General features: G+C 68.4%; 24 protein-coding genes and 1 pseudogene. 17 read left to right on the top strand and 8 right to left on the bottom strand.

The window, feature by feature from the left end; all coding sequences use genetic code 11:
- Positions 1 to 106: 106 nt before the first annotated feature.
- Positions 107 to 766 carry a LysE family translocator gene (locus tag DLJ53_RS09210; RefSeq protein ID WP_111344541.1) on the bottom strand — a complete coding sequence of 220 codons (660 nt, stop codon included), beginning with the start codon at positions 764 to 766 and terminating at the stop codon, positions 107 to 109.
- 452 nt (positions 767 to 1,218) lie between these two features.
- Between DLJ53_RS09210 and DLJ53_RS09205 the strand changes: the two genes are divergently transcribed.
- From DLJ53_RS09205 to DLJ53_RS09180, 5 genes are all read left to right on the top strand, one after another.
- The gene (locus DLJ53_RS09205; RefSeq protein WP_111344539.1) at positions 1,219 to 2,154 is read left to right on the top strand and encodes a pirin family protein; all 936 of its coding nucleotides are present in this window, start codon (positions 1,219 to 1,221) and stop codon (positions 2,152 to 2,154) included.
- A 462-nt stretch (positions 2,155 to 2,616) separates the two neighbouring features.
- Positions 2,617 to 3,450, top strand: coding sequence for an efflux RND transporter periplasmic adaptor subunit (locus tag DLJ53_RS09200; protein WP_111344537.1), 834 nt, complete (start codon positions 2,617 to 2,619; stop codon positions 3,448 to 3,450).
- 59 nt (positions 3,451 to 3,509) lie between these two features.
- Positions 3,510 to 4,544 (top strand): Atu2307/SP_0267 family LLM class monooxygenase, encoded by a 1,035-nt coding sequence (locus DLJ53_RS09195; protein ID WP_111344535.1) that lies wholly within the window; start codon positions 3,510 to 3,512, stop codon positions 4,542 to 4,544.
- Positions 4,545 to 6,351: 1,807 nt separating this feature from the next.
- The gene (locus DLJ53_RS09185) at positions 6,352 to 6,696 is read left to right on the top strand and encodes a hypothetical protein (RefSeq protein ID WP_111344531.1); all 345 of its coding nucleotides are present in this window, start codon (positions 6,352 to 6,354) and stop codon (positions 6,694 to 6,696) included.
- Entirely contained in the window at positions 6,693 to 6,956 is a 264-nt protein-coding gene (locus tag DLJ53_RS09180) for a hypothetical protein (protein ID WP_111344529.1), read from the top strand. The genes DLJ53_RS09185 and DLJ53_RS09180 overlap by 4 nt, the downstream gene beginning before the upstream one ends.
- A gap of 174 nt (positions 6,957 to 7,130) precedes the next feature.
- On the opposite strand, the gene DLJ53_RS09175 is transcribed toward DLJ53_RS09180, so the two are convergent.
- On the bottom strand, positions 7,131 to 7,679 hold the full coding sequence (locus tag DLJ53_RS09175; RefSeq protein WP_111344527.1) for a hypothetical protein: 549 nt from the start codon (positions 7,677 to 7,679) through the stop codon (positions 7,131 to 7,133).
- A gap of 668 nt (positions 7,680 to 8,347) precedes the next feature.
- On the opposite strand from DLJ53_RS09175, the pseudogene DLJ53_RS36655 reads away from it, so the two are divergent.
- The 9 genes and pseudogenes from DLJ53_RS36655 to DLJ53_RS09130 form a co-directional block, all read left to right on the top strand.
- Positions 8,348 to 8,611: pseudogene (locus tag DLJ53_RS36655) on the top strand (DNA methyltransferase); the annotation flags it as partial.
- Positions 8,612 to 8,727: 116 nt separating this feature from the next.
- On the top strand, positions 8,728 to 8,973 hold the full coding sequence (locus DLJ53_RS36545; RefSeq protein ID WP_342353589.1) for a DUF5681 domain-containing protein: 246 nt from the start codon (positions 8,728 to 8,730) through the stop codon (positions 8,971 to 8,973).
- A 505-nt stretch (positions 8,974 to 9,478) separates the two neighbouring features.
- Complete coding sequence (locus tag DLJ53_RS09160) at positions 9,479 to 10,225, top strand: GntR family transcriptional regulator (protein WP_111344523.1); 747 nt, start codon at positions 9,479 to 9,481, stop codon at positions 10,223 to 10,225.
- Positions 10,215 to 11,294, top strand: a complete 1,080-nt coding sequence (locus DLJ53_RS09155; RefSeq protein WP_111344521.1) for an ABC transporter ATP-binding protein — start codon at positions 10,215 to 10,217, stop codon at positions 11,292 to 11,294. The genes DLJ53_RS09160 and DLJ53_RS09155 overlap by 11 nt, the downstream gene beginning before the upstream one ends.
- Before the next feature lie 33 nt (positions 11,295 to 11,327).
- The gene (locus DLJ53_RS09150) at positions 11,328 to 12,407 is read left to right on the top strand and encodes an ABC transporter substrate-binding protein (RefSeq protein WP_111344519.1); all 1,080 of its coding nucleotides are present in this window, start codon (positions 11,328 to 11,330) and stop codon (positions 12,405 to 12,407) included.
- A gap of 75 nt (positions 12,408 to 12,482) precedes the next feature.
- Positions 12,483 to 13,355: an ABC transporter permease gene (locus tag DLJ53_RS09145; RefSeq protein ID WP_111344518.1), complete on the top strand. Its 873-nt coding sequence runs from the start codon at positions 12,483 to 12,485 to the stop codon at positions 13,353 to 13,355.
- Positions 13,352 to 14,173 carry an ABC transporter permease gene (locus tag DLJ53_RS09140; protein WP_111344516.1) on the top strand — a complete coding sequence of 274 codons (822 nt, stop codon included), beginning with the start codon at positions 13,352 to 13,354 and terminating at the stop codon, positions 14,171 to 14,173. Before DLJ53_RS09145 ends, DLJ53_RS09140 begins: the two co-directional genes overlap by 4 nt.
- A gap of 75 nt (positions 14,174 to 14,248) precedes the next feature.
- A complete protein-coding gene (locus tag DLJ53_RS09135; RefSeq protein WP_146619917.1) occupies positions 14,249 to 15,463 on the top strand; it encodes a M20 family metallopeptidase in 1,215 nt (404 codons plus the stop codon).
- Positions 15,464 to 15,471: 8 nt separating this feature from the next.
- A complete protein-coding gene (locus DLJ53_RS09130) occupies positions 15,472 to 16,194 on the top strand; it encodes a gamma-glutamyl-gamma-aminobutyrate hydrolase family protein (protein WP_162409033.1) in 723 nt (240 codons plus the stop codon).
- A 779-nt stretch (positions 16,195 to 16,973) separates the two neighbouring features.
- Here the strand turns inward: DLJ53_RS09130 and DLJ53_RS09120 are convergent.
- The 5 genes from DLJ53_RS09120 to DLJ53_RS35150 all read right to left on the bottom strand — a co-directional run bounded on the left by DLJ53_RS09120 (position 16,974) and on the right by DLJ53_RS35150 (position 20,225).
- Entirely contained in the window at positions 16,974 to 17,351 is a 378-nt protein-coding gene (locus DLJ53_RS09120; RefSeq protein WP_111344509.1) for a DoxX family protein, read from the bottom strand.
- A complete protein-coding gene (locus DLJ53_RS09115) occupies positions 17,351 to 17,653 on the bottom strand; it encodes a hypothetical protein (protein ID WP_111344508.1) in 303 nt (100 codons plus the stop codon). Before DLJ53_RS09115 ends, DLJ53_RS09120 begins: the two co-directional genes overlap by 1 nt.
- 456 nt (positions 17,654 to 18,109) lie before the next feature.
- Complete coding sequence (locus tag DLJ53_RS09110; RefSeq protein WP_111344506.1) at positions 18,110 to 18,520, bottom strand: VOC family protein; 411 nt, start codon at positions 18,518 to 18,520, stop codon at positions 18,110 to 18,112.
- A 189-nt stretch (positions 18,521 to 18,709) separates the two neighbouring features.
- A complete protein-coding gene (locus DLJ53_RS09105) occupies positions 18,710 to 19,546 on the bottom strand; it encodes an SDR family NAD(P)-dependent oxidoreductase (protein WP_111344504.1) in 837 nt (278 codons plus the stop codon).
- Positions 19,547 to 20,078: 532 nt separating this feature from the next.
- A complete protein-coding gene (locus tag DLJ53_RS35150) occupies positions 20,079 to 20,225 on the bottom strand; it encodes a hypothetical protein (RefSeq protein WP_162409031.1) in 147 nt (48 codons plus the stop codon).
- A gap of 116 nt (positions 20,226 to 20,341) precedes the next feature.
- Here DLJ53_RS35150 and DLJ53_RS09100 point away from each other — a divergent pair, with 116 nt between their 5' ends.
- From DLJ53_RS09100 to DLJ53_RS09090, 3 genes are all read left to right on the top strand, one after another.
- Positions 20,342 to 20,833: a cupin domain-containing protein gene (locus tag DLJ53_RS09100; protein ID WP_111344502.1), complete on the top strand. Its 492-nt coding sequence runs from the start codon at positions 20,342 to 20,344 to the stop codon at positions 20,831 to 20,833.
- A gap of 111 nt (positions 20,834 to 20,944) precedes the next feature.
- Entirely contained in the window at positions 20,945 to 21,655 is a 711-nt protein-coding gene (locus tag DLJ53_RS09095) for an SDR family NAD(P)-dependent oxidoreductase (protein WP_111344500.1), read from the top strand.
- A 126-nt stretch (positions 21,656 to 21,781) separates the two neighbouring features.
- Positions 21,782 to 22,258 (top strand): hypothetical protein, encoded by a 477-nt coding sequence (locus tag DLJ53_RS09090; RefSeq protein ID WP_111346177.1) that lies wholly within the window; start codon positions 21,782 to 21,784, stop codon positions 22,256 to 22,258.
- A gap of 295 nt (positions 22,259 to 22,553) precedes the next feature.
- On the opposite strand, the gene DLJ53_RS09085 is transcribed toward DLJ53_RS09090, so the two are convergent.
- A complete protein-coding gene (locus DLJ53_RS09085; RefSeq protein ID WP_111344498.1) occupies positions 22,554 to 23,897 on the bottom strand; it encodes a tetratricopeptide repeat protein in 1,344 nt (447 codons plus the stop codon).
- Positions 23,898 to 24,221: the final 324 nt, after the last annotated feature.

Raw genomic sequence — 24,221 nt, 5'->3', positions numbered from 1 at the left:
GGCAAATTCTCGCCAACTCCTGTAGCACGCTCGACCGCGCCGAGGGTCGGTGACGGTGCTGGCCGACGCCTCCCGGCGGACTTGCGCCATTCGGCGACGCGGGCGCTCATCCGGCCGCGGTCGCGCCGGCGGCAGGCCGAGCGTAGTCGGCAACGGCAGCCCAGATCATCAGGGCTCCGAACGCCATGAAGAGAAGCCCGGTCAGGATCCGCCCGCGCCGCGCATTCCCCGGCCTGCCGAGGAGGCGGCCGACGCTCCGGGCACCAAGGGCGTAGCCGCCGAGCACCAGAAGCTTCACCGCCACGAACGTCAGCACCAGCAGGGCGAGGACGGACGGTCCGCTTCCCCCCGGGATGAACTGCGGGAACAGCGCCGCGAAGAACAGGACCGCCTTCGGGTTGCTGATCCCGACGCCGAAGGAGTGGAGCCAGAGCGACGTGTTCCGCCCGCCGTCCGCGCCGCCCCGCGTCCGCTCCTGCGGTGCCGCCGGGCGTAGCTGGTCCCAGCCGAGCCAGAGGATGTAGGCGGCGCCGGCGAGGCGGAGCACGAGAAAGGTCGTCGGCCAGGCGACGATCAGAGCCCCCAGTCCTGTGGCGGACAGCGTGGCGAGCAGCGCGATCGCGACGAGATCGCCGCTCAGCGCCACGAGTGCGCGACGCCGCCCATAGGCCGTGGCGTTGCGCACGACGAACAGGGTGGACGGACCGGGCGTCGCGACCTGGAGCGCGGCGACGGCGACGAAGACGAGATAGGCCGAGATTTCCATCACACCTCGGACGGCGGGACCTGCGATGGCGGATCGGTGGATTTCCGCCGGTGGGATCGGCAACGGGCGCCGGACCGGCCCCGAAGCGGGCGCCTGCTGCCGCAACATGCCGATTTCGGCGCGGCCCGGTAGCCCCGGATCCCGGCACGCTGTGTCGCGCAGCGCGGAACACCGTCGCCGGCATTCAACGCCTGTCGACCACGAGGTTGCCGGTTCCGCCACCCGCGCACGCTCGGCATTACCGGCTCGGCGGTCAGCCATTGTCGGCCATCGGTGGGGCCGGATCGAGGCGGCGCTCGCGTGCTTCGCGCGCGAGCGCTTTGCACTTGCCGCGGCGCATCCCGACCGCGCCGTTCCACTTCGCGCGACACTGCTGATCGCGCAGCAGGGCTAGTGCAAGCCGCGGCCGGTCGCGAGGTAGGGCCCTCGACCACCCCGAGGAGGCGACGCGCATGAGCTGGAACCCCGCACTCGAACCCGGCTGCCCCGACGAGGTGGGCGTCGATGCGATCGAGACCCTCATCGTGCCGCGATCCCGGGACCTCGGCGGCTTCGAGGTTCGGCGCGCCCTGCCGGCGCCCAAGCGCCAGATGGTCGGCCCGTTCATCTTCTTCGACCAGGCGGGTCCCGCGGAGCTCCTGACCGGGCAGGGCGTCGACGTGCGGCCGCACCCGCATATCGGGCTCGGTACCGTCACGTACCTGTTTCGCGGCGACTTCCACCATCGCGACTCGACGGGCGCCGACCAGATCATCAGCCCCGGCGCGTTGAACTGGATGGTCGCGGGACGGGGCGTCACCCACTCGGAGCGGACCCCCGAAGCGGCGAGGCGCGGTCCCAACGGCCTGTTCGGCATCCAGACCTGGCTGGCGCTGCCCGAGGCGCAGGAGGACATCGCGCCCTCGTTCGCGCATCACGGCAGGGAGACGCTTCCCGTGATCCAGGACGACGGGGTCTCGGTCCGGCTGATCCTCGGCACCGCCTACGGCGCGTCCGCCCCGGCGACAATGTACTCCGACACGTTCTACGCCGACGTGGCGCTCGAACCCCGCCGCCGGTTGCCGATGCCGGACGATCACGAGGACCGCGGCATCTACATCGTCGACGGCTCGATCTCGGTCGCCGGCGAGGTCTTCGAGGCGGGGCGGATGATGGTGTTCCGCCCCGGCGACCGGATTACGGTCGCGGCCGGCGAGCAGGGCGCGCGGCTGATGCTCCTCGGTGGCGCGACGCTCGAAGGGCCGCGATACATCTGGTGGAACTTCGTCGCGTCCTCGAAGGAGCGCATCGAGGCGGCGAAGGCCGAGTGGCGCACGCAGGCCTGGGGCACGGGGCGCTTCGACCTCCCCGCTGGCGACCGCAACGAACACATCCCCCTCCCGGACTGAGCAGCGGGGGAGGGCGGGGGATCGCAGAGTGGCGCCGCCCGAAGTTCGAGAAACGGGAATGAGCGATCGCCGGCCCACGTTCGACGACCCGGGCCGGCGGGAGGCGTGCTCGGCCCTCCGCCTTCGTCGGCAGATCGTCGGCGCGCAACGGCCGGCGCGCACACGGTGGCTCATCCGCTTCCGGCACGCAGCCTTCGATGTCGCGCCGCGCGGCCAGGCGTCGTCCGCCTGAGTGCCGACCTCGGCGCTCCGCCCACCTTCGACGGTGCTGATTGTCCGCTCGCAAGCGCCGCGTTCGCAGGCGGCGCCGGAGCCAACGCCTGCAGCAATGATCGACACACCCCGTCCCGGATCGTCGACGCCACCCGCCAGCCCTCAGGGCGCAACGGACCGTGCGAACGCCCCGGCAGGAGCGATCGGCCGACCGACCGCCGTCCACGAGTCCGATCCGGAGGATCCGCAATGAAGTTTCTGGAGACCCTGCCGATCGCGCTTGCGCTCCTCGTCATGCCGACGGTCACGTTTGCCGAATCGACGCTGCGTTTCCGGGGGCGCGTCGAGCCATCGCGAACCGTCATCGTCGCCAATCACGTGAAGGGCGTCGTCCAGGAGCTTCGGTTCTCGGGGGGTGAGCACGTCACCGCGGGCGACCTCCTCGCCCTCATCGATCCGCGCGACTTCGAGATCGCGGTGCGCGCCGCCCGGGCCGCGCTCGCCGAAGCGGAGGCGGCGCTGCGGCTCGCCGACGACGATGCCCGGCGCCAGGCGGAGCTTCTTGCGCGCGCCACAGGTTCGCGTGTCGCGGCGCTGCGGGCCGAGGTCGCGCGCGACGCTGCCGTGGCGGAGCGCGACAGACGCTTGGCCGAGCTGGACGCGGCGAACCTCGCGCTGCGGCGGGCGAGAGTCCACGCGCCGATCAGCGGCACCATCTCGCTCCCCCTCGTCACGGAAGGCGCATTCGTGGAGGCCAAGGCCGGGACCGCCCTGGCCGAGATCGTGACGCTGGACCCCGTTCGCGTCGCCTACGAGGTGTCCTACGCCGAGCGCAGCCAGGCGCTGGCCATGGCCGAGGTGGGCACCCCGACGGAGCTTTTCGAGCGCATCGAACTCACCCTCACGCTCCCGTCCGGCCGGGACTATCCCCACGTCGGTCGCCCGCTGGCCGAGAGCGCCGCCATCGACCCCGAAACCGGCACGATCACGGTCTGGGGACTTTTCCCCAATCCCGGCAGAACGCTCGTCCCCTTCCTGGAGGTCAGCGTGACGGCGTCGCTGCGCGTGGAAAGCGATCGATGAGCCCCCCTTCGATGCCGCCACGCCGGCCGCATCGACAACACGTCCTTGAAGGATCTCTCATGGAAATCGGTATCGACAGTTTCGCGGCGATCCTGCCTGATCCCACGACCGGCAAGCGCCCCTCCGCGACCGATCGCATGGCCGACCTCATCGGGGAGGTCGAGGTCGCCGACAGGGCCGGGCTCGACGTGTTCGGGATCGGCGAACATCACCGCGCAGAATTCCTCGATTCCGCGCCCGCCATCATTCTGGCCGCCGCCGCTGCCCGCACGAGCCGGATCCGATTGACGAGCGCGGTGACGGTCCTCAGCGCCGCCGACCCCGTGCGGGTGTTTCAGGAGTTCGCGACCCTCGACCTGATCTCCGGGGGGCGTGCCGAAATCGTTGCCGGGCGCGGTTCGTTCGGCGAGGCGTTCCCGCTGTTCGGTCTGGACCCGCGGAACTACGACGACCTCTTCGCGGAGAAGCTCGACCTGTTCCTGAAGCTCGGCGAAGCGACCGAGATCACCTGGGACGGTCGCTTTCGCCCGGCGCTGGCCGGGCAGGGCGTCTTCCCGCGGCCCCATCAGCCTCGCCTGCCGATCTGGCTCGGCGTCGGTGGCACCCCCGAATCCTTCGCGCGCGCCGGCATGCTGGGGCTTCCGCTGATGGTCGCGATCATCGGCGGAACCTTCGAGCGCTTCCGTCCGCTCGTGGACCTTTATCGCGAGACCGGTCTGAGCGCCGGGCACAGTCCCGATGCGCTGGCGGTGGGCGTTCACGCGATGGGATTCGTCGGCGAAACCGATACGGCGGCGAGGGACGCCTTCTTCCCCGGGTGGGCTCACCTGACGGCCACCATCGGCCGGGAACGCGGCTGGGCTCGGCCGACGCGCAGGCAATTCGACGCCTTGGCGGACCCGGAGGGCGCGTTCCTGATCGGCGACCCGGCAACGGTCGCCGCCAAGATGCTCCACGCCAGCGATGCGCTGGGCGGCGTCTCGCGCATCACCTTCCAGATGAGCACGGCCGCGCTCGAAACCGCGGCGATGAAGCGTTCGATCGAGCTTCTGGGCGCCGAGGTCGCGCCGATTGTCCGCGCAGCTCGCCAATGACGTGCTGATGCCACCTCTCGCGAGCCGGGCCCCGTGGCCACCGTCACGCGGCATTGACCGCAGGGCGGCCCTCGGGACCCGGCCAGCCGGACGACCCGGGCCGGTTCGCGGCCGCCGCCGAGGGTCGGCGCTACGCGTGGCGCCTCGCAGACCCCGGCGAAACCCGCGGATCTCGCAGAACAGCGGCGAGATCGGGCCCCGGTGACCGTCCGGCTCCGACCGGCCGTGGAGGCTCACCGGCGTTCCCGCCACCGCGGCGATCTATCGGAAAGCGGGATGAGCGCGTTGGCTCGCTGTTGATGATTTATATTGCCCCAGCCGCATGCAATTCATACGGGATGTGGAGGCGGATGCGGAATGCAAGTTCCAAATTTTATTTATGAACCTTCGATTTCATGAAGAAAACTTGGTAGGCTCCGGCTTGGATATGATTATATATAAGATAATTAATTGAAATATGCACATCAGAAACAATAAGCAATATTGGAATATTGTCAAAATAAACGAAAGACAAGTTGTACTTGTTGCTTGACCGCGGCATCGCATAAGTCCCGGGCGGGCGCCGGGCGCGTGGGAGTGCCTATGACTGGCAATCGGGCGGCGTACCGCTGACGGTGCATTGTGTCCGTTCTGCCGTCAGGAAGCAAAGATGAAGCCGAGCAGCATCCGCATTCCAGTGCAACGGCTCCGCGCGGTCACTTCTGTCGTCCGTGCCGACGCTGCTGGCCGCGTCCGATGTGGCGTCCCAGACCCTCTGCGGCAACAACACGACGGCATGCACCCTTCCGAGCAGCGGCCCGTCCGACGCGCCTCTCTATCTGGACTCGGTCAGCCCCGTGGACGGGAACGGGTCCTGACCCGCCGGGAACGCACCCTCCGTTACGATCAACCTCGACGTCCACGTCGCCTACCCCAACCCGTACCTTTATCCTCAGTACCTGCCTGGCAGCGTCCTCGCCCTCTCGGCAGGTGGCGAGGGCTCCGACAATGGGCGTTCGGCGAGCGGCCCCGGCGGCGACCTGATCGTCAACCCGTCGGACAGCATCGCCGCGACCCTGGACCACTCCCTGGAAACGGAGATGGGCGCCGTCCCCATCAAGTCGAGCGGCGGCAACGGGTCCGACAACAACACCAACAATGCCAGCAACGGCGGGGACGGCGGAAACGGCGCCGAGGTGATGGGGGCGTTCGGCGCCATCACGGTAGGCACGGCGAGCGCGCCGGCGACGGCCGGTTCCGTCATCGGCCTCGCGGCTCAGTCGGTCGGCGGCCGCGGCCCCAATGGCTTCAACTCCTCCAACAACGAGACGCAAGGGGGCGGCGGCTCCAGTCTCGGCGGCTCCGGCTCCATCGTGCAGCTCGACCTCGTGGGGACCGTGAGCGTCGTCGGAGATGCAACCGGCGGCGCCCTCCGCGGCGTCAGCGCCGAGAGCATGGGCGGCGACGGTGGCTGGTCATACAACGCCGGGATAATCGACTACTTCTATGCGGGCGGCGACGGCGACAACACCACCGTGAACGTCGATGCCGCCATCGCGGCGGTGGCGAGCAGCACAGGCGCATCCGCCGATCAGAGCGCCACCATCTACGTGACCTCGGCGGGCGGCCAAGGCGGCATCGGCCAGCACGACGAGCCCGGCGGTAGCGGCGGCCTCGGCGGGAACGTCAATGTGACGGCGGCGGCACCTCGCAGGGCGGAGATCTCTCCGGCGGCTTCAGGGTCAAGGCGACCGAGGAGAGCGGCGGCTTCTCCGGCTCCCTGGGCGTCGACATCGGCGGGCAGGGGGGCGCCGGCGGAACGGGCGGCGTGGCGCGCGCCGTCACCTACGACGGCTCGACCATCCACACGAGTGGCGTCGACGCGGACGGTATCCTCGTCCAGTCGATCGGCGGCGGGATCGCCGTCAACGACGTCGTGACCGGGGGTGGCGAAGGCGGCGCCGGCGTCGTCATCGCCGGCGGCTACAGCAATATCATCGAAGTCGCCTCCGATGGCTCCGTCGTGGCCTCCTCCGGGGGCGACGCGATCCGGTACATGACCAAAGCGACAGTCGGAGACGACGCTGTCCTTACGGTCGAGAACCAGGGCCGCATCTCGGGCGACATCACCACGACAAGCCCGGACGGGTCGAGCGCGATCATCGTGCGATGACCTGCCGCATCTTCGCCAACGCCGGCATCAGCCTGTCGACGGAGGACGACTGGACGACGAGCGCGCGGCTCATCGAAGCGCCGTCCGGTGCGGGCGCGTTCGACACGACGATCCCGGTCGCGGACGTCGTCGGCCGTGTGGGCGCCGGCCCGACGGTGAGCGGCCCCGGCAAGTTCGACCTGCGGGCCGAGGACGACGGGGCCTTCGGTGACGAGTACTGGAGCCGTTCGGGCATGCTCCGCCTCACAAAGCGCTTCTGACGCTCGCCGCCGCATCCACCGCACGGCCCCGGGGGCGCGGCCAGATGCCCGGCAAGACCGCGGCGCCCGCAGATCCTTGAGCCGGAGACCTGGCTCGGGGAGACAGGCACCGCGGCCTCCAGCTCGTCCCTTCCGACCGGCCCGTGATTCCCACGCCGGTCATGCAGGTTCGGGTTAGGTCGGGTTCGGCTCGCCGAGCGCCTTGCGGGCGATGCTAGCGGCGAAGAGCGGCGTTTCGCGTCTGTTGTGGTCGCCGCCGGCAGACTGCCGTGCGGCCGCCGCGTCCTCGTACGTGATCCCGTGCTCCGCGATGAAGGCCATGAAGGCGTCCGTCGGATGCGCCGTCACGCTGTTGGTGTAGCGCGTGCGGCCGCCTTCGATCTTTTCCGCGTTCAGTTCCCAGACGACGTTGACCTGCGTGCGCCCCGCCGCGGTGAACACGTCCGAGATCGAGTTCATGCGGCAGTAGGTAGGCCCGGCTTCTTCGGCGACGTAGTGTTGGATCACGAGGGCGGTGCCGATCATCTCCACGTTGATCGACATGCGCTTGCCATCGTCGGTCGCGGTTGTCCCGGCGCCGATATGATCCGGAGCGCAGCAGCGCTTATATTCGGCCTCGGGCAGATTGAAAAGCCAATCGGCAATGTCGATCTTCTCGATCGGAACGTCGATATCGGTGCTGAAAGCAGATTTCGACAGCACCGTATCAGTCAGAACCTTCATGGGTTCGCTCCATTTCTACGTGGTGAGATCGCGGTCCGGACGGACGGGTTTGGCCCTCGGGCGGCTGAGGTCGGGATGCCAGGAGTTCGGCCGCCGGGCAGGGTTCCGGGAATTGCGGCCGCGCAGGCTGACGGGGAGATGGCCGCTGGAAAGCCGGCAGAGGACGCCGTGTGAGTGATCAGGGCGCTGAACCCGGCCCTGGTCACGTCGTGTCGACATCCCGCGGGTGAGGATCCTCGACCACCGCTTGCAGTTCGGGGGTGAAGGGCGCGCAGTGTCAGGACGGCCGAACTTGTGCTGACGCCCTCGAGGGCTTTGCGGGGCTCAGCGGCGGGTCATCGGGGGCTCCATGCCGGGTCGATCTGTTGGAGTGCGGGCGGCAGCGGCGAGCCGACGGTCAGTTCTGCCGACAGCCGCCCGTCCGGTTCACCTGATCTGGCAAGTTCGAGCCGATTTCGCGATCATTTGAACGTATAGATCGCCGTATACTTGGAAGGCGGGAGTCGGAGCGTTCGGTCGACTGAGCCAGACGACCGTCCGTTTCTGCTGTCTTTAGAAGGGAGATGGCAGGCAGCTGAGGAACCTGGCGGTCTGGGACAAGGGCGCTGGCGCCGTGGGCTCGCTTCTGCGCAGCCCGCACGAACTGGTGTTCCTGTTCCAGGATTAGAATGGCCCTGCCGTCAACAACGTCCAGGTCGGCAAGTTCGGACGCAACCGGACGAATGTCTGGCGCTATCCCCCGGGGGCCTTCGCAAGGAACTGGAGCTTCATCCGACGCCGAATCCGGTCGCCCCGTCGCGGACGCGATCCGCGACGTCAGCGACCGCAACGATATCGTTCTCGACTGCTTCTGCGGGTCGGGGACGACGATCATCGCTGCCGCACGGTGCGGTCGCCGCGCCCGGGCGATCGAACTCGATCCGCATTATATCGACGTCGCGGTCCGCCGCTGGGAGGCCTGGGCGGGCACGAGCGCGTATCACGTCAGCGGTCCGACCTTTGCCGAGCCCGCAGGCACGTTCGCGCGGCGGCCGCATAGGAGGCTGCCATGTCGAGGAACAGGACATCGAAGGCGCCCGACCCTCAGGTCGGGCGCGGCAAGCCGCCGAAACATTCGCAGTGCAAGCCGGGCCAGAGCGGCAACCCGGGTGGCCGGACGAAGGGCAGCAAGAACGACAAAACCACGACCGCGATGAGGAGGTCCGATACGAGGAGCGCCGTCGCGTGCGCCGCCTCGGTCTGCCGCGCCGGGTCGACGGGGCTGTCGCCCTCGTGCGGCGGGTCGGTCTCGTAGAGGGAGGTGCGTCGCGCACCACGTTCATGATCTGCATACCGCGGCACACGCCCAGCACCTTCGCTCGTCAGACCATCGTTCCGGCTTTCGCCGTCACGCTCGGCCCGGCGGATCCAGCCGTCGATCGTATGGGCGCATGGCTCAAACTCGCGTTGCAGCTCCTCGACGTTGCGGCCCGCGCGCGCCAATGGTGCGACCAACCGGTGACCGATCGTGCCGCCCGACAAGCGGGCAAGGCGCGCCTGGCCGGTGACACGGCCCGGCAGACGACAAGCCCCAAGGAATTGGGGGCGGTGGGGCCGCCGGCCTCCGGTCCAGCGCCCGGCATCACGCGCTGAGGCGCCGCTTTGCCGGGTCGTCGCCCGTCTTTGCCGACACACCAGATCCGCCTCGATGGCTGCCCTCGGGGTGTTGTCACGTGAGGTTGCGCGTCCGCTTCCAGAGAGTGGCGGACCTGTCGTGGATCGGATTGACAGGACAAAAATTGTCGACAAATATTTGCTCTATGAACGATTATGACGACAATTATGCTGCTCCAGTGGCGAAAACTGCATCAGTTGTGCCCACAACTGCGGCACTTGTCGCCGATCGTGTCGAGGCTGGGATCCTGCGCGGCGACTTCAGCCCAGGCGCACCGCTGCGCGAGCTGACCCTCGCTAAGAGGTTCGAGGCATCGCGCTCCACCGTGCGCGAGGCTCTGCGCCTTCTTACCGATACCGGGCTCGTGATGGTCAGCCCGCGCCATGGGGCCGAAGTCGTCGCCGTGTCGGCGACCGTGGTGCACGAGGTCTACACCCTGCGCGCCACGCTGGAGGCCTTCGCGGTGCGCCTCGCCATCAACGCCGGAAGGATGCATGGCGAGCATTTGGAGGCGATCGAAGCCGCCTATGCGGCGCTGTGCGAGGCGGCCGAGCGAACCGACCCCGTGGCGCAGATCGAGGCGGACATGGACTTCCACCTCGCCCTCTGCCAGCCCTGCGGCCACGGTCTGCTGCTGCATCACTTGAAGCAGCTTCAAGCCCGCACGCGGTTGTGCATCCTCTACACCAAAATCTATCGCTCGGACGCCGAGAGCGAGGCGCTGTCCCACCGTCCGATCCTCGCCGCCGTGCGCGCGGCCGAGATCGATTCCGCCGAGAACGCCCTGCGCGAACACATCCTGGGCGCCGGTCAGCGGCTGCTCGTGCGCATCGGTGAGGCAACGGCGCAGCCCGCACCCGGCCGCCGCAGAAGGACCCAAGATGCCGGATAAGTTAGAACCCATCCTGAAGCTGGACGGGATCGTGAAGGCGTTCGGGGGCGTACGCGCCATCGACGGGCTTTCACTCTCCCTGCGGGAAGGGGAGACCATCTCGCTGCTCGGCCCGTCAGGCTGCGGCAAGACGACGACGCTCAGGGTGATTGCCGGCTTCGCCGCGCCGGACGCCGGCCGCGTCGTGCTGCGCGGCGAGACGGTCAACAAGCGCCGGCCCTATGAGCGCAATATCGGCGTGCTCTTCCAGGACTACGCCCTGTTTCCGCATCTCACCGTATTCGACAATGTCGCCTTCGGGCCGCGCCACCGGGGGCTGGATGCCGCCACCGTATACCAGCGGGTGGAGCGCTATCTCGGCCTTGTCCACATGGGCGAGCATGCGCAGCGTTTTCCCGGCAACCTGTCGGGCGGGCAGCAACAGCGCGTGGCGCTTGCCCGTGCGCTGGCCACCGAGCCGGAAATCCTCCTCCTCGACGAGCCCTTGTCCGCGCTCGACGCCAAGCTGCGCAAGAGCGTGCGGGCGGAGCTGAAGGCGATCATCGCCGAAACCGGAGTAACGACGATCATCGTCACCCACGATCAGGAAGAGGCGCTCAGCCTGTCGGATCGCGTGCTGGTGATGAACCGCGGGCGGATCGACCAGGACGCGCCGCCGCACGAGTTGTACCGCCGCCCCGCCAACCAGTTCGTCGCCGAGTTCGTCGGCCGCTCCAACTGGCTGCGCGGCCGGGTCGAGATGGCGGACGGCGCGCGCACCTTCGCGGCCGTCGGCGGTCCGCGCTTCGCCGCCCCGGCGCACCTGCCGGACGGGCGCGAGATCATGTGCTTCGTGCGCCCGGAGGACATTCGCCTCGCCGCACCTGGCGAAACGGTGCCGGACGGCTGGATCGCCTGGAATGGCACTGTCAGCGATGTGACCTTCCTCGGCCAGGACATCGAATTAACCGCGCGCGTTGAAGAGGTGGATATCGCCACCCTGGTGCGGACGAGGGAGACACCGAAAACGGGGGCGGAGGTTCTGCTTCTCGTTCCACCCGACAGCCTGGGCTTCGTCGAGGTCGACTGACGTTCGCCCACTCCACCGCATGGATATTCAACGATGATCAACAGACGCACCGTTCTGCGGAACGGCCTCCTCTCCACCGCCGCGCTCGGCCTCGGCACGCTCCCCTTTGCCCGCGGCGTATTTGCGGCGGAACAGGAGATCGTCGCCGTGGAGTGGGGCGGCAACTACCTCGCCGCCGTCGAGGCGATCAACGGCACGCAGGACGCCGTCGACGTGACCTTCGACCTTCATTCCGGCGGTGCGGCCACGGTGCTCGCCAAGATCGACGCTGCCTGGCCCGAACGCAGCTTCGACGCGGTGGCCGCCTTCAGCCCGGTCTTCACCTCGATGATCCGCGAAGGCTGGTGCGAGACGATCGACCCCGATGAGATGCCCAACCTGAAGGACGTCCCGCGCGCGCTGTTCATGACCGACGCCGACGGCGCGCTGAAGGTGGTGCCGCGCTCGATCACCGGCCAGTATTGGGGCTACCGCGAGGATATGGCGCCGTTCGCGCTCGAGAATGTCGAGCAGCTTCTGGATGACCGTCTGCGCGGGCAGATCCTGTTCCCGTCGCCGATCATGAACTCCAACATGCAGATGGTTACCATCGCCCGCGCGCTGGGCGGAAGCGTGAGCGACATCGAGCCCGCCTGGGATTTCGTCAAAGAGCTGGCGCGCAAGGGCAATATCGGTCGCGTCTCCACCTCCGACAGCGAGACGCTGAATTCTCTGGCGTCGGGCGAGACCTCGATCGCCTTCAGCGCGACGACGAGCTTTGCCGAAGTCGCCAAGGTCGCGCCGGTCAAGCATCTGACGAAGATGCCGGAAGACAGCGGCTTCGTCACCGCGTTGGTGATGGAAGGGTGGGCGATCCCCTCCAACGGGCGCGTCGACGCGGCGAAGGAGTGGGTCAACCTCATGATGTCGCCGGACAACAACGGCACCATGAATGAGATGATCGGCACCGTGCCGACGAACTCGAAGGCGGCGGCGAGTGAGGCGCTGGCACACATCACCTTTACCGAGGACGAGCTGGCGGTTCACACCCTGCAGCCGGACTGGGCCTACCAGGCCGAGAACATGAACGAGTGGGCGACGCGCTGGGAGCGCGAGGTTGCGCCGCTGCTCTAATGCGACGCACCGCCCCGCGGCCCTTGCCGGGTCGCGGGGTATCCCGTCTTCCGCACAACGATCAAGGACGCCGACATGCTCAGTCTGAGATGGGGTCTCTACCTCATCGCCGCGCCGCTCGGCTTCTTCCTGGCCTTTTTCCTGACGCCGCTCGGCTTCAGCGCGGCCGAGAGCCTGCGCCCCTACGTCCCCGGCATGGTCGGCTCGTCGGACGAAGGCGGGCTGACGCTGGAAAATTACCGGGTGCTGATCGAACCGGTCTATCTCGGCTACCTCGCCGAGACCTTTCGCATCTCCTTCATCGCGACGATGCTGACGCTGCTGGCGGCCTATCCGCTGGCGACCCACATCGCGCGTCGCCCATCCGACCTCATCCGGAAGGTGCTCATCGCCGGGCTGGTGATGCTGATGTTCATGAGCACGCTGGTGAAGGTGTATGCCATCACCATCGCGCTGGGGCCGCTCGGCTTCGGCCGTCCCATCGCAGCGCTGTTCGGCACCTACCTCAACAGCAGCGCGATGAGTGAGATCGCCGTCCTCTTCGGTCTCTTCAGCTTCCTCTTGCCGATCGGTACGCTGATGCTGGTGGCGACCATCCAGAACATCAACCCGCGCTATCTCGAGGCATCGCTGGCGCTGGGGGCCAACCATCTCTCCTCGCACCTCAAGGTGATGCTGCCGCTGGCGCTGCCGGGGCTGACCTCGGCTTTCCTCGTCACCTTCACCTTGGGCATCAGCGCCTTCGTGATCCCGATGATCCTGGGGCGCGGCCGTGTGACCTTCGTGACCAATCTCATCTATACCCGCTTTAGCGAGATCTCGAACTATCCGAGCGGGGCGGCGCTTTCGATGCTGATGCTGCTGCTCTCGCTCCTGATGGTCTACGTCATCGCCGGAGCGCTGAACCGGCTCATCGGTCGCCAAGCCGGGAGCGCACCTGCCCGATGAAACGCACCATCGACACCCTCACTTTCGGCCTTGTCGCGCTCTTGATGGTGACGACGGCGGCGGTGATCCTCATCCCGCTCGGCTATGCCATCGTCATGTCGTTCGAGCCGCGGCAGTATATGGGCGGGTTTCCGCCGCCGGGCCTATCGCTGCGCTGGTACCAGAGCTTCTTCCAGAGCCCATATTATATGAACGGGCTGAGGACGAGCCTCATCCTGGCGCTGTCGGCCTCGATCATCTCGGCAACGCTCGGCCTGCTGGCGGCGCTGGCGATCGCGATGAGCAACCTGCCGGGCCGCTCGGCGCTGGCGGCGCTGCTGTTGTCGCCGCTCATCGTGCCGGGCGTGGTGGTCGGCTTCTCGCTGTTGATGTTCTTCGCCGCGCTGGGGCTGAACGGCAGCCCGGTGACGCTCCTCATCGCCCACGTTCTGCTGACGCTGCCCTATACGATCCGCACCAGCCTCGCCGCGGTGAACGGCATCAGCCCGCGCCTTTATGATGCAGCGCTGAGCCTGGGCGCCACGGAGGGGCAGGCGCTGCGCAAGGTGATCGTGCCACTGGCGCGCACCGGCATCGCCACAGGCTTCGTCTTCGCCTTCTGCTTCTCGCTCGACGATATCGCGGTGACGATCTTCCTGACGAGCCCCAGCACGACGACTCTGCCGGTGGCGCTGGTGGCCAACATGAAGGCCAACTTCGACGTCACCATCGCCGCCGCGTCGACCATGCTGATGCTGTTCGCGCTGGTGGTGATGATCGTGCTCGACCGCCTCGTCGGCCTCGACGCGGTGATGGGCAAGGGCCTCTACCGCAACTGACCCTGTGCCGCGCGGACCCGGCGCCCCGCGGCCTCCTCCTCTTCTGCCGGAAGACTTTTGGACACGGAAACGGACATGACCGACGCCACCGTCACGCCTTCGCCCTCTCGCGTGGATCCGGGCTTCATCGAAGAAATTCTGCAGCCACTGGTGCAGTTCGACACGGAGAACCCGCCAGGGAATGAGCTGGAGGCGGCGAAGTTCACTGCCGCGTGGCTGGAGAAGGCCGGATTCACATGCTCGCTTTCGCAGTCGGCGCCTGGGCGCGGCAACGTGATTGCCGTTCTGGAGGGGGAGCGGCCGGGGCCGACGCTGCTCCTGAACGGTCACCTCGACACCCAGCCGATCGCGCGGGACAGCGGCTGGACCGTGGACCCGATCGGCGGCGAGATCCGCGGCGAGCGCATCTATGGCCGCGGCACGGGCGACATGAAGTCGGGTGTGGCGGCGATGATGGCGGCGGGCGCGGCCTTCGCAAAGGGCGGGACGGATTTCGCGGGGCGCCTGGTGCTGCTCGCCTCGGCAGATGAGACCTCGGGTGGCTATCTCGGCGTCGGCGCGGTGCTGGATGAGTTGCGCGTGCTGAAGCCGGACTTCGCCGTGGTGTGCGAGCCGACGCCCCTCGGCATCGGCCTCGGCGCGCGCGGATGCTGCTGGGTGAAGCTCGCCATCACTGGGCGGCCCGGCCAGGCGGGTAAGGCGCACACCGGCATCAACGCCATCGCCGTCGCCGGCGACATGATCGTCGAGCTGGGACGCGACCTTCCCGCGTCCTTCCCGAACGGGCGGTCGAAATATCTGCCCGAACCCTCGTTCAATTTCGGCGGCATCGCGGGCGGCATCAAACCGAACGTGATCGCGCAGCATGTGGAGCTGATCATCGATCGCCGCGTGACGGTGCGCGAGACGGCGGACGAGGTGCTGGCGGCGGTGAAAGCGGTGGTCGAGCCGGTGGCGGCGCGCTGGAACGCCAAGGTCGAGGCCACGGTGGACCTCTTCGTTCCGGCCTGCGAGCTGGAAGAAACCTCGCCGCTGGTGGCGCACTGCCGCGATGCCTTCACCGCGGTGACGGGCGATGCGATCGGCCTCACCGGCGCGGGCGGCTTCACCGACGCGCACTTCTTCATGCATGACCTCGGCGTTCCGGCGCTGAATTTCGGGCCGTGGCTGCGCACGGTGCATCCGTCCGGCAGCAACTCCGACATTCCGGATGAATTCGGCCTCATTCCCGAGATCGTCGACGGCGCGCGGGTCTATGAGCGCCTTATCGGCGAAATCCTGGCGCGATGAGCGGGGGAGTGGGGCGGCCGCTCATCGGCATAACCGCCAGTTTCCGCACCGCGACGGGCGAGTTCTACGCCCAGGGCGGCTTCGTGGAGGGCGTGCGCGAGGCGGGGGGACTCCCCGTCATCGTGCCGCATGGCGCGGCGGATGACGTGGCGGCCTACCTGCCGCTGCTCGACGCGCTGATCCTGACTGGCGGGAGCGACTTTGCCCCGTCGCGCTATGGCGGGTCTATGCATCCGGCGATTACCGAGATCATCGAGCCGCGCGATGCGTTCGAGTTTCCGCTGGCGGAGGCGGCGATGGGGCGGGGCATGCCGGTGCTGGGCGTGTGCCGCGGCATGCAGATCATGAACGTGGTGCGCGGCGGGTCGATCTTCGATCACACGCTGGACGGGCGCACCGTGCCGACCGATGATCACCGTGACGGGTCGCCGATCAAAGAGATCGTTCACGACGTTGAGCTGGCGGCGGATGCGGCGTTGACGCGGATTTTGGACGCGGTGCGGTTCGGCGTGAACTCGATGCATCATCAGGCGATCGACCGCGTGGGCGAAGGCTTCGTCGTGACCGGCCATGCGCCGGACGGGGTGATCGAGGCGATCGAGGATCCCGCGACGCCGTTTCTGATCGGCGTTCAATGGCATCCCGAAGAGCTGGGGGATGAGCATGGACGCCGCCTTTTCGCCGCCCTCGTCACCGCTGCGCGTGCCTTCCGCGCTTCCTCAGGCGGCTGAGGCGGCCCGGCGTGCGCCCTGCGTGCCGCACGTCACCTGGGCGTCCTGCGGACGGGGCTCGAACAACGTCCGCGCCTAAAGGGGTCTGCTTTCCGTGCCCGGTCCGCTGCCGTGCTCGCGTCCGACGCGCCTCGGCGGATGCGCGCGCGTGCGCGTGCCCTCTGCTGAGCTGTGGGCGAAACTGGGTGATGGTGGTTGACGTGACCCCCGAAAGCTCATCCATTCAGGAGTAGAGTCCGACCATCCTGCCCAACGCGCGGCACCGGCAAATGCCGGCGGGCGCGCCGGCGTTCGATGTGCGGGCGGCCCTTCATGGTGTCCTGGGCGTCGACCTCGCCCGGATCGCGGCTCGGCCGAACCAGGTGTGGCTCGCAGATCTCACCTATATCCCGACCGGGGAAGGCTGGCTCTTCCTGGCAGCCATCATCGACACGGCGACCCGCAGCCGACGCTTACCGTCAGGTCCTTGCCGCAGCAGGCATAACCCCGTCCACTCGAACGGGGCAGGATCAGTCTGACACCTCCGCGGGCAACGGCTCACGCGCTGCGGCGCGCGGCTCTTGGCGTTTTTGACGCTCTCTGGAACCGGACAGAACCGCTCGAACTCATGTGATGGCGGAGGGAGAGGGGCCGGGGGCGAACATTCTCCGCATGGCGAACCCCGGCCTCGCGGCCGCTCAAGCGCATCCGCAAGCGCCTCGTGGGCGACCCCGTCCCTCCGCCGGCGGGCTTTACGCTGCCCGGTCCCGGCCACGACGGGGGACAGGCCTGCCGGTCGATCAGGCCTCGCGAAGTCGCACGCGCAGGGTGTAGGCGGCCACGAAAACAACGAGCGTCACGATCGCCGGCGCGGCACTGCCGATCGGGTCGCCGGCAAGCACGTGCGAGCCCACCGCGGCCACCAGCGTGGCCGCCATGGCGCCAAAGGCCCAGTCCCGCAAGAAGGCAACGCGTGTCTGGTAGATGCAGATCACGCCGACGATATAAGCCACGCCGACAATGGTCGTGAAATAACCCGGATAGCCAAGGCGAACCATTTCCTCGGTCATCACCCCGGCCAGGTTGAGGACGCCGGACACAAGAAAGACGAACGCAACAAGGCCCTGCAGGACCATCTGGGCGATTTTGATCATGCGATGGGAAAGCACAGTGGTCATCACGCCGAGCCCTTTCTGTTCATGGCGATGCCGGCCGCGCCCCCCGCGACGAGCGTGAGGCCGTCAACGAGGGCCGCCTCGGCCAACGGCGCGGCGGGGCGAGGATCGCCGCACGCGGGGTTGGGGCACGAGAGCCTTCCCGGCACGGTGGTCGAAACGGGGGCGGGGTCGAAAACGGCTGCTGTCTCGAGGGCACCGGCGTACCGGCGATGAGCGGGAATGGCGTGGGTGGCGCCCTCAAACGGCGCCGGCTCCCTCAACGCCTGCGCAGTGTGGGCATTGCTGCCATGGCTGGCGTGCATCAGGCTACTCCCACGATGGCGCGACGGGCCGCACGAGGCGCCCCGGAGGTGAGGCGGTCCGATGCGCCGGAGCGCATGGGGGTCCGGTTTTCGCGGCAGGTCGATCTCACGATGTAACTCCTTCGCGGTCGCAACAGGGTTGATCTGACGGGAATTCGGCCTGACGACGGGCTGGGTTACGCAGGCGCGCCGTCACGCCGTCGTGAGGCCCGGCCTCCTGCGCCTGGCGCCGGCACCGTCGCCCGTGACGCCTCGCCACCGCGTTGACCAGCGCAGACGGCGTGGGACAACGAGAGCGCCGGCGATCGACGCAAGCGCAATACCGATCGACTGCCAGGTCAGGGCGATCCGCGCCGACGCTTCCGCCAAGTGGCTCGGGACCGCCCCCATCGCCCACTCGCCGACAGCCTGACGCCGGTCAGGGATGACGCGACCCGTTCCGTTCGTCCTTCGCCGTTACCGGACTTGCGAAGCGGGGATGCCATCGCGTAGCGGTGCCCAGATGTACCGTTCGAGAAGGTCGGCGTTCCACTCGACATATTCCACGAGGACGCCGTTGGGATTTCGGGCATACATCATTCGCCCCGTCGGCACGTCCTCGATGTCGCGCACGATCTCCGCGCCACTGTCGGCGAGCGTGGCACGGACCTCGGTGAGGTCCTCGACGATCCACGGACCAAGGCTGCCGCTGATCGGCGCCAACGATTCTTCAGTGCCGGCGACGATCAGCACATCGCCGATCCCGACCAGTGTCCAGTCCGCGAATTTCGCATGGAGGTGCGGCTCGATGCCATGCAGTGCCCGGACGAGCGGCAGCGTCGCGTCGAGATCGGTGGTCAGGATGCGCGTGTAGGTTTTGAGGATCATGGGCGAACCAATCGTTGTGCGGTTGGGTGTGGACGCGGCGCGCGGTCCCGGTTGTCCGACCGCATGAAAGCGCGCGTGGCCAGCGCCCGGACAGGGGCCGCCGGACGCAGCCCGGTCGGTACGGGCCGGAGCCATGGGAAAGCGGCCCTTTGTTCCTGCGGGCAAAGGGCCGGCGGTCCAGCCTCAGCTTCAGGGCAATCCGCCGTCGACCGGCAGAACCATCCCCGTGCAGTATGTCGCGTCGGTCAGCAGATGGACGATGCTGCGTGCGATCTCTTCGGGGTCCGCGATGCGTTGCAGTGCGCAGGCGGCCGCCAGCGCATCCTTCACCTCGGTGGGGAGTTGGTCGATCATGTCGGTCGCCGTCGTTCCCGGGGCGACCGCGTTGATCCGCACGCCGCGGCCGGCCGCCTCCAGCGCCACGCAGCGCGTCATGCCGACCACCGCATGCTTGGCCGCGGAATAGGCGGAAAACTGCGGCAGCCCGCGAATCCCGGCGGTGCTGGAAACGTTCACGATCGCACCGCCCCCGCTCGCCTCGATCGCCCGCAGCTCGGCTCGCATCGAAAAGAAGGTGGCGTAGGCGTTGACGCGCATGACGGCGTCGAAGGTCGCAGCGTCGGTCTCGCCGATGTCGCCGAGGAAGCCGCCGCCGGCACTGTTCACCGCGAGATGGAGGCCACCGGCGCGATCCACGACGGCGGCGACGAGATCCTCGACGGCCGCTTCGTCGGTCACGTCGGCACGATGGGCCCAAGCCGCGGCGCCGGCTGCTTCGATCCGGTCGACGGTTGCTTGCAGCGGTGCCTCGCGCCGCCCCGCCACGACGACGGTTGCGCCAAGCTGCGCGAGCTGCAGGGCGGTGCTGGCACCGATTCCGGTACCGCCTCCCGTGACCAGCGCGACCTTGCCGGCCAGCGCGAAGCGGGGATCACGCTCGTTCGCCATCATCGCTTTCCGTCGCTCTCCCTCGCTCTCATCGCGGGGCGGTTCGAGCGGCGCTTCGGTCGAGGTGCGGGTGCGCATGTCTTTCACCAGTTCATGTCGTCGCCTCTGCGCGTGACGCGGACGAAACGCCACGACGGACCGTCACGGACGCGCGCTGACCGGGGTGGAGGCGGGATACCCGTGTCATGTCGGACAGTTCGGGCACGCGCCGCCGGCGGTTACATCGCGCCGCCCGAAGACGGATGCGGGCCGCCGGCAGATCCGTTTCCCCGCATCACGCGAAGCCTCGGGGCGCGGCGACCGGAAGCGGACAGGTAGACCCTCGTGAGCGGACCGGCGATCGATAAGTCGGGGGGCGACACCGGCGGCCGATGCGACCCGGTCGCGGATGGGCTGCGGCCCCTGCGGTGCGGCATCGACGGCATCGACGGGATGACGGAGCGCCCGCCCGCACCGCCGATCGCCCGATGAATTGCATCTCGACTGTAACCGGCTGCGCCGTGGCGGCGAATAACGGGTGTTCTTTCGGCTGACGAGACACCTGAAGATGAGAGTGCTTCTTGCTTACCGCCTGCGAATAAAGGCTTCGGTGACCCCTCCGATGACGGCGTCACGCGCCGGCGTCGAACATGGCGCGCGCAGGTCGCCAATGGATGAGGTCCGCGCGCCCCGCGTCGCGATCGACGTCCACAGCCTGATCTGCGCGGATGCCGCGGCGCAGGACGCTCGCCCCCGCCAGGTCCGGCGCGGTGCCCATGCGCGTCGTCCCATCGCGATGCACGGCCTTTCAGTCTTGCTCGAACGGCACGGCAGTGGATCTGCCGCGCGCTCCGGCCGCGACGGACTTGCTGCCGCGAGCCGGGAGGTGGCGGCATGACGTCCGCGACGATCTTTGCCGCCCTGCGTGCAGACATGCGAACGATCACCGGACCGCTTGTCGATCTTTCCCATACCGCCGGCGCGGACGGCTACGTCGTCATCCGCAGCATCGCCCCGGTCGGCGTGGTCGTGCCGCTCCACAGCCACGGCGAGCGCGAAACGATGGTCATCGTCGAAGGCGTTCTCACCGCCTGGCTCGATGGCGCGTGGCGACGCTTCGGCCCCGGCGAGATCATCGAAGTCGCCCCGGACGTGCCGCATGCGCTGCGCAATGACGGGCCCTGCGAGGTCGCGCTCGTGCTCGTGACGACCCCGCGCATGGCCCGCTTCTTCGCGCAGGTCGCGACAGGGCAGGCCGATGCGGCGATGACGCCGGAGCGCCTCGCCCATCTCGCCGCGACCGCTGCCGCTTTCGGTTTCCGGAACGCGCCTCCGGCCGAGCAGGCCGCAATCGGCATCGCGCCACCGGCCGACGGTGCCGGCTGATGGCCGGGACCCCGGACCGATGTGGCCGACGGGGCCGATGCCGCCGGCGGATGCCGGTTGCAGATGCACATCCGGCCATCTGGCCAGTCATCGGATCAGATCGGAATTCCCATGTCGGATGAGGCGAAGGTCGCCGTCGTGAGCGGCGGGTCACAAGGGATAGGGGCAGGTCTCGTCAGGGCCTTTCTGGCCTCTGGCTACAGGGTCGCCGCAGGGTCGCGGTCGATTGCCCCTTCGGACGACCCCAATCTGCTCACTGTCTCCGGCGATATCGGCATCCCGGAAACGGGGCCGGAGCTCGTTGCGCGCACACTGGAGCGCTTCGGCCGGGTCGATACCCTGGTCAACAACGCCGGAGTATTCGCTGCAAACGCCTTCACGAAATACTCAGCCGATGACTATTCACGTGTGATCGCGGCGAATCTGGGTGGCTTCTTCTTTACGACGCAGGCCGCGATCGCGGCGATGGTCGGCCGTGGCGAGGGACATGTTGTGAGCATCACGACCGCGCTTGTCTCTCAGCCCCTGTCGGCCGTGCCGTCGGTGCTGGCCTCACTGTCGAAGGGGGGCGTCGATGCCGCAACCCGCAGTCTCGCGATCGAGTATGCGTCGCGGGGTATCCGCGTCAACGCGGTTGCCCCGGGCATCATCAAGACGCCGATGCATGCCCCGGAGGCGCACGAGGCACTGGGCGCGCTCCATCCCGTCGGTCGAATGGGCGAGATCGACGAGGTCGTGGATGCGGTGATGTTCCTCGAGCGCGCGAGGTTCGTCACGGGAGAAACGCTTCACGTCGACGGCGGGCAGGCGGCCGGGCGCTGAGCACGCCTGCAATTCCGAAGCGGGCGTGCCGTGAACATCAATGATTTCGCCGGGTCGTTGCACCCGGCCTTGAAGGAGACGGACATGGGCAAGACCTCCTCCACGGCGCCCGTGACGGGCCCCCGCATGGCCGACCTCGTGCCGCCACTGACGGCCGCGACATGCGTCACCGCGCTCCTGGCTGGCCTCGCCGCCGACCTGAGCTGGGAAATCTGGGCCCGCCTCATCACGCCGCAGCTTCCGGGTGTTGGCGGCCCGCTCGAGCCGGAGGCCCTCATCCGCAGCGTGTTCGGCTTTTCGAGCAAGCCGCTCGCCGAGGCGATCCATGCGGTGGTCGGCGTGGTGTTCTATCCGCTCGGCTATCTGTTCATCGCCCGCCCGCTTCAACGCATCGTGCTGCAGTCCTTGCCGTGGTGGCTGACTGGCGCGGGCTTCGGCGTCGGACTGTGGATCTTCGCCCTGTTCGTCATGGCGCACCTTGTGGCGGGGTTGCCGGCCTTTCTGGGCTTCATTCCGCTCACGTGGGCCTCGCTCGGCGGGCACATCCTGTTCGGCTTCGTCACCGCTTTCGTCGTGCGCTGGCGAGAGAAGCGGACCGGTTGAGCGACTGCGGGCGGACCTCATCCGTGCAGGAAACAGGCGCACGATGCCCCCCAATCGTGATCGGCTGAAAGGCTGTACCGCCCGGTCCGCAAACACCGACCGGGCGACCTGGGGGCAGACCGCAAGCTCGGGCGCCTCCCGCCCGCACAAGCTGACCGCTGTGGCGACGCCGGTGCGCGGCACCAGCCACACAAGGCTGAACCCTCCGTCAGGAGGTGCTCCCGGAACTCGGCCGCGGTGGCGGTGGCGCATCCCGGAGCGCCTGCCCTGGCAGGGCAGGCGCTCCGGGATCGCTTCACCCGTGGATGAGCAGACCGGGGCGCCGATCGAGGCAGGCAGCGAGATCCGCGACGAACCGGTCGTCACACTTCAGCCGGCGACGCGCGGCGAGCACGCGGTCGAGCGCCGCCCGGTCGCCGCGGTCGGCCGCAGCCCTCGCCAGGGTGCGCACGAAGACGTCCCGCTGCGCATGACTCCCGCCGAGGTTCTGGAGGCGTGGGGCGAGAGCGACAAGCGCCGCCGCCTCACGCGGCACAGATCCGAACGACACTATCACGCCGGCAAGGTCGAGCCCGACCGCCCTGATGGTGTCGCCCTGGTCGGTCTCCTCCCGGGCCTTTTCGGCCATCGCGGCAGCGAGCTCGCGCGCACTGGCGTTGTCTCCCGCCGCGACGAGGGCGATGAGGTTGTGCAGTGCTGCGAAGGCGAGGGTCGTGTCGCGGCGACGCCTGCGCGCGACCTCGGCCAGTGCCTCCCAGCGATCACCGACAGCGACGCCCTCCAGCTCGAGGCGCCACAGCAGCGAAACCGCGTTGGCCATGTCGCGGAAGTCGTCCGTCGGGCGCGGTCGCACCTCGGTATCGTAGAGATGGAGCACCCGCGCGTCGTCACCGGCCTCCAGGTGGAACAGGGCGAGATGCCAGGCCATGTGGAAGGCGAAGTTGTTGCACCCGGTCCAGACCGGGCGAGCCGCCTCGATCCAGCCAATCCCGTCGGCCGTGCGGCCCCGCATCTCGTACACGTGAGCGACCGAGTGAAGGCCCCATGCGTCGTCCGGCGCGAGGGCGACGGCACGACGCCCGGCCGTTTCGGCGGCCGCGAATTCTCCCGTTTCCTCGAGTGCGAAGGCGTGACAGCCGAGGAGGTAGCCGAAGCCGGGGCGCGTTTCATCCCACGCCGGCAGGATGGCGCGGGTGTCGGCCAGCATACCGGCGACGTCGCCGACCATGAAGCGTAGCGACTGGGCAAGCTTCAGATGGAGCAGCGCGTGGGGATCGGTCGCGACGAAGGCATGGAGCCTGTCCGCCGCGGCCCCGAACCGACCGTCGATGCCGAGCGCGAGTGCGTCGACGAGGGCCGCCTCGGCCGCGGTGACGTCCCCCTTGTCACGTTGCGCCTCGCGCGCAGCCTGCGCGGCCGACCGCGCGGCGGGGAAGAGCTCCTCGCGGGCGAGGGTCAGACAGGCGAACCCCTTGAGCGCATGAGCCGAGACGAGGGCGGGGTCGAACGCGATGGCCGCCTCGAGGGCTGCGCCCGCGTTAGGCCGGTGAGCAAGGACGGCATGGGTGGCGTCCTCGAATGGCGCCAGCGCCCTCTGGTCGGCGTTGGTGTGCGCGGTGCCGTAGCGGTCGACGTCCATCACTCCACTCCCACGATGGTGTCTCGATCCATGCGCGCGCGAGTCTGCGCGCAGGAGAGGGGCCGGTCCGGCCGGCTGCGACACGAGGGGGCATCAGGCGTCGGCAACGGGCCGACGGCGTAGCCGCGTTCTTCGCGGGAGGTCGGTCTCACGGTGCAACTCCTTCATCGTCCGCAACAGGGATGGTCCGACAGGAGTTCGACAGGCCGGCAGGCCGGGTTACGCGGGGGCGTTATCACGTCGCCGTGAGGTCCGCGCGGTGTGGCGGTGCGGGGCCCGATGCTGGTGGCACCGGCCCCTCGCGGCATCGTCGGCTGACATGGA

This window comes from Acuticoccus sediminis (genome assembly GCF_003258595.1).
Taxonomy (GTDB): Bacteria; Pseudomonadota; Alphaproteobacteria; order Rhizobiales; family Amorphaceae; genus Acuticoccus; species Acuticoccus sediminis.
This window is presented reverse-complemented; position numbering and strand designations above follow the sequence as displayed.

Excerpts from the sequence above, each read along its gene's own strand:
- DLJ53_RS36545 (WP_342353589.1), top strand. The coding sequence starts at position 8,728 with ATGTCGAGGAACAGGACATCGAAGGCGCCCGACCCTCAGGTCGGGCGC.
- DLJ53_RS09200 (WP_111344537.1), top strand. The coding sequence starts at position 2,617 with ATGAAGTTTCTGGAGACCCTGCCGATCGCGCTTGCGCTCCTCGTCATG.
- DLJ53_RS09175 (WP_111344527.1), bottom strand. The coding sequence starts at position 7,679 with ATGAAGGTTCTGACTGATACGGTGCTGTCGAAATCTGCTTTCAGCACC.
- DLJ53_RS09110 (WP_111344506.1), bottom strand. The coding sequence starts at position 18,520 with ATGATCCTCAAAACCTACACGCGCATCCTGACCACCGATCTCGACGCG.
- DLJ53_RS09105 (WP_111344504.1), bottom strand. The coding sequence starts at position 19,546 with ATGCGCACCCGCACCTCGACCGAAGCGCCGCTCGAACCGCCCCGCGAT.
- DLJ53_RS35150 (WP_162409031.1), bottom strand. The coding sequence starts at position 20,225 with ATGGGCACCGCGCCGGACCTGGCGGGGGCGAGCGTCCTGCGCCGCGGC.
- DLJ53_RS09085 (WP_111344498.1), bottom strand. The coding sequence starts at position 23,897 with ATGGACGTCGACCGCTACGGCACCGCGCACACCAACGCCGACCAGAGG.
- DLJ53_RS09140 (WP_111344516.1), top strand. The coding sequence starts at position 13,352 with ATGAAACGCACCATCGACACCCTCACTTTCGGCCTTGTCGCGCTCTTG.
- DLJ53_RS09120 (WP_111344509.1), bottom strand. The coding sequence starts at position 17,351 with ATGACCACTGTGCTTTCCCATCGCATGATCAAAATCGCCCAGATGGTC.
- DLJ53_RS09155 (WP_111344521.1), top strand. The coding sequence starts at position 10,215 with ATGCCGGATAAGTTAGAACCCATCCTGAAGCTGGACGGGATCGTGAAG.
- DLJ53_RS09135 (WP_146619917.1), top strand. The coding sequence starts at position 14,249 with ATGACCGACGCCACCGTCACGCCTTCGCCCTCTCGCGTGGATCCGGGC.
- DLJ53_RS09090 (WP_111346177.1), top strand. The coding sequence starts at position 21,782 with ATGGCCGACCTCGTGCCGCCACTGACGGCCGCGACATGCGTCACCGCG.
- DLJ53_RS09160 (WP_111344523.1), top strand. The coding sequence starts at position 9,479 with ATGAACGATTATGACGACAATTATGCTGCTCCAGTGGCGAAAACTGCA.
- DLJ53_RS09195 (WP_111344535.1), top strand. The coding sequence starts at position 3,510 with ATGGAAATCGGTATCGACAGTTTCGCGGCGATCCTGCCTGATCCCACG.
- DLJ53_RS09145 (WP_111344518.1), top strand. The coding sequence starts at position 12,483 with ATGCTCAGTCTGAGATGGGGTCTCTACCTCATCGCCGCGCCGCTCGGC.
- DLJ53_RS09205 (WP_111344539.1), top strand. The coding sequence starts at position 1,219 with ATGAGCTGGAACCCCGCACTCGAACCCGGCTGCCCCGACGAGGTGGGC.
- DLJ53_RS09210 (WP_111344541.1), bottom strand. The coding sequence starts at position 766 with ATGGAAATCTCGGCCTATCTCGTCTTCGTCGCCGTCGCCGCGCTCCAG.
- DLJ53_RS09180 (WP_111344529.1), top strand. The coding sequence starts at position 6,693 with ATGACCTGCCGCATCTTCGCCAACGCCGGCATCAGCCTGTCGACGGAG.
- DLJ53_RS09095 (WP_111344500.1), top strand. The coding sequence starts at position 20,945 with ATGTCGGATGAGGCGAAGGTCGCCGTCGTGAGCGGCGGGTCACAAGGG.
- DLJ53_RS09150 (WP_111344519.1), top strand. The coding sequence starts at position 11,328 with ATGATCAACAGACGCACCGTTCTGCGGAACGGCCTCCTCTCCACCGCC.
- DLJ53_RS09100 (WP_111344502.1), top strand. The coding sequence starts at position 20,342 with ATGACGTCCGCGACGATCTTTGCCGCCCTGCGTGCAGACATGCGAACG.
- DLJ53_RS09115 (WP_111344508.1), bottom strand. The coding sequence starts at position 17,653 with ATGCACGCCAGCCATGGCAGCAATGCCCACACTGCGCAGGCGTTGAGG.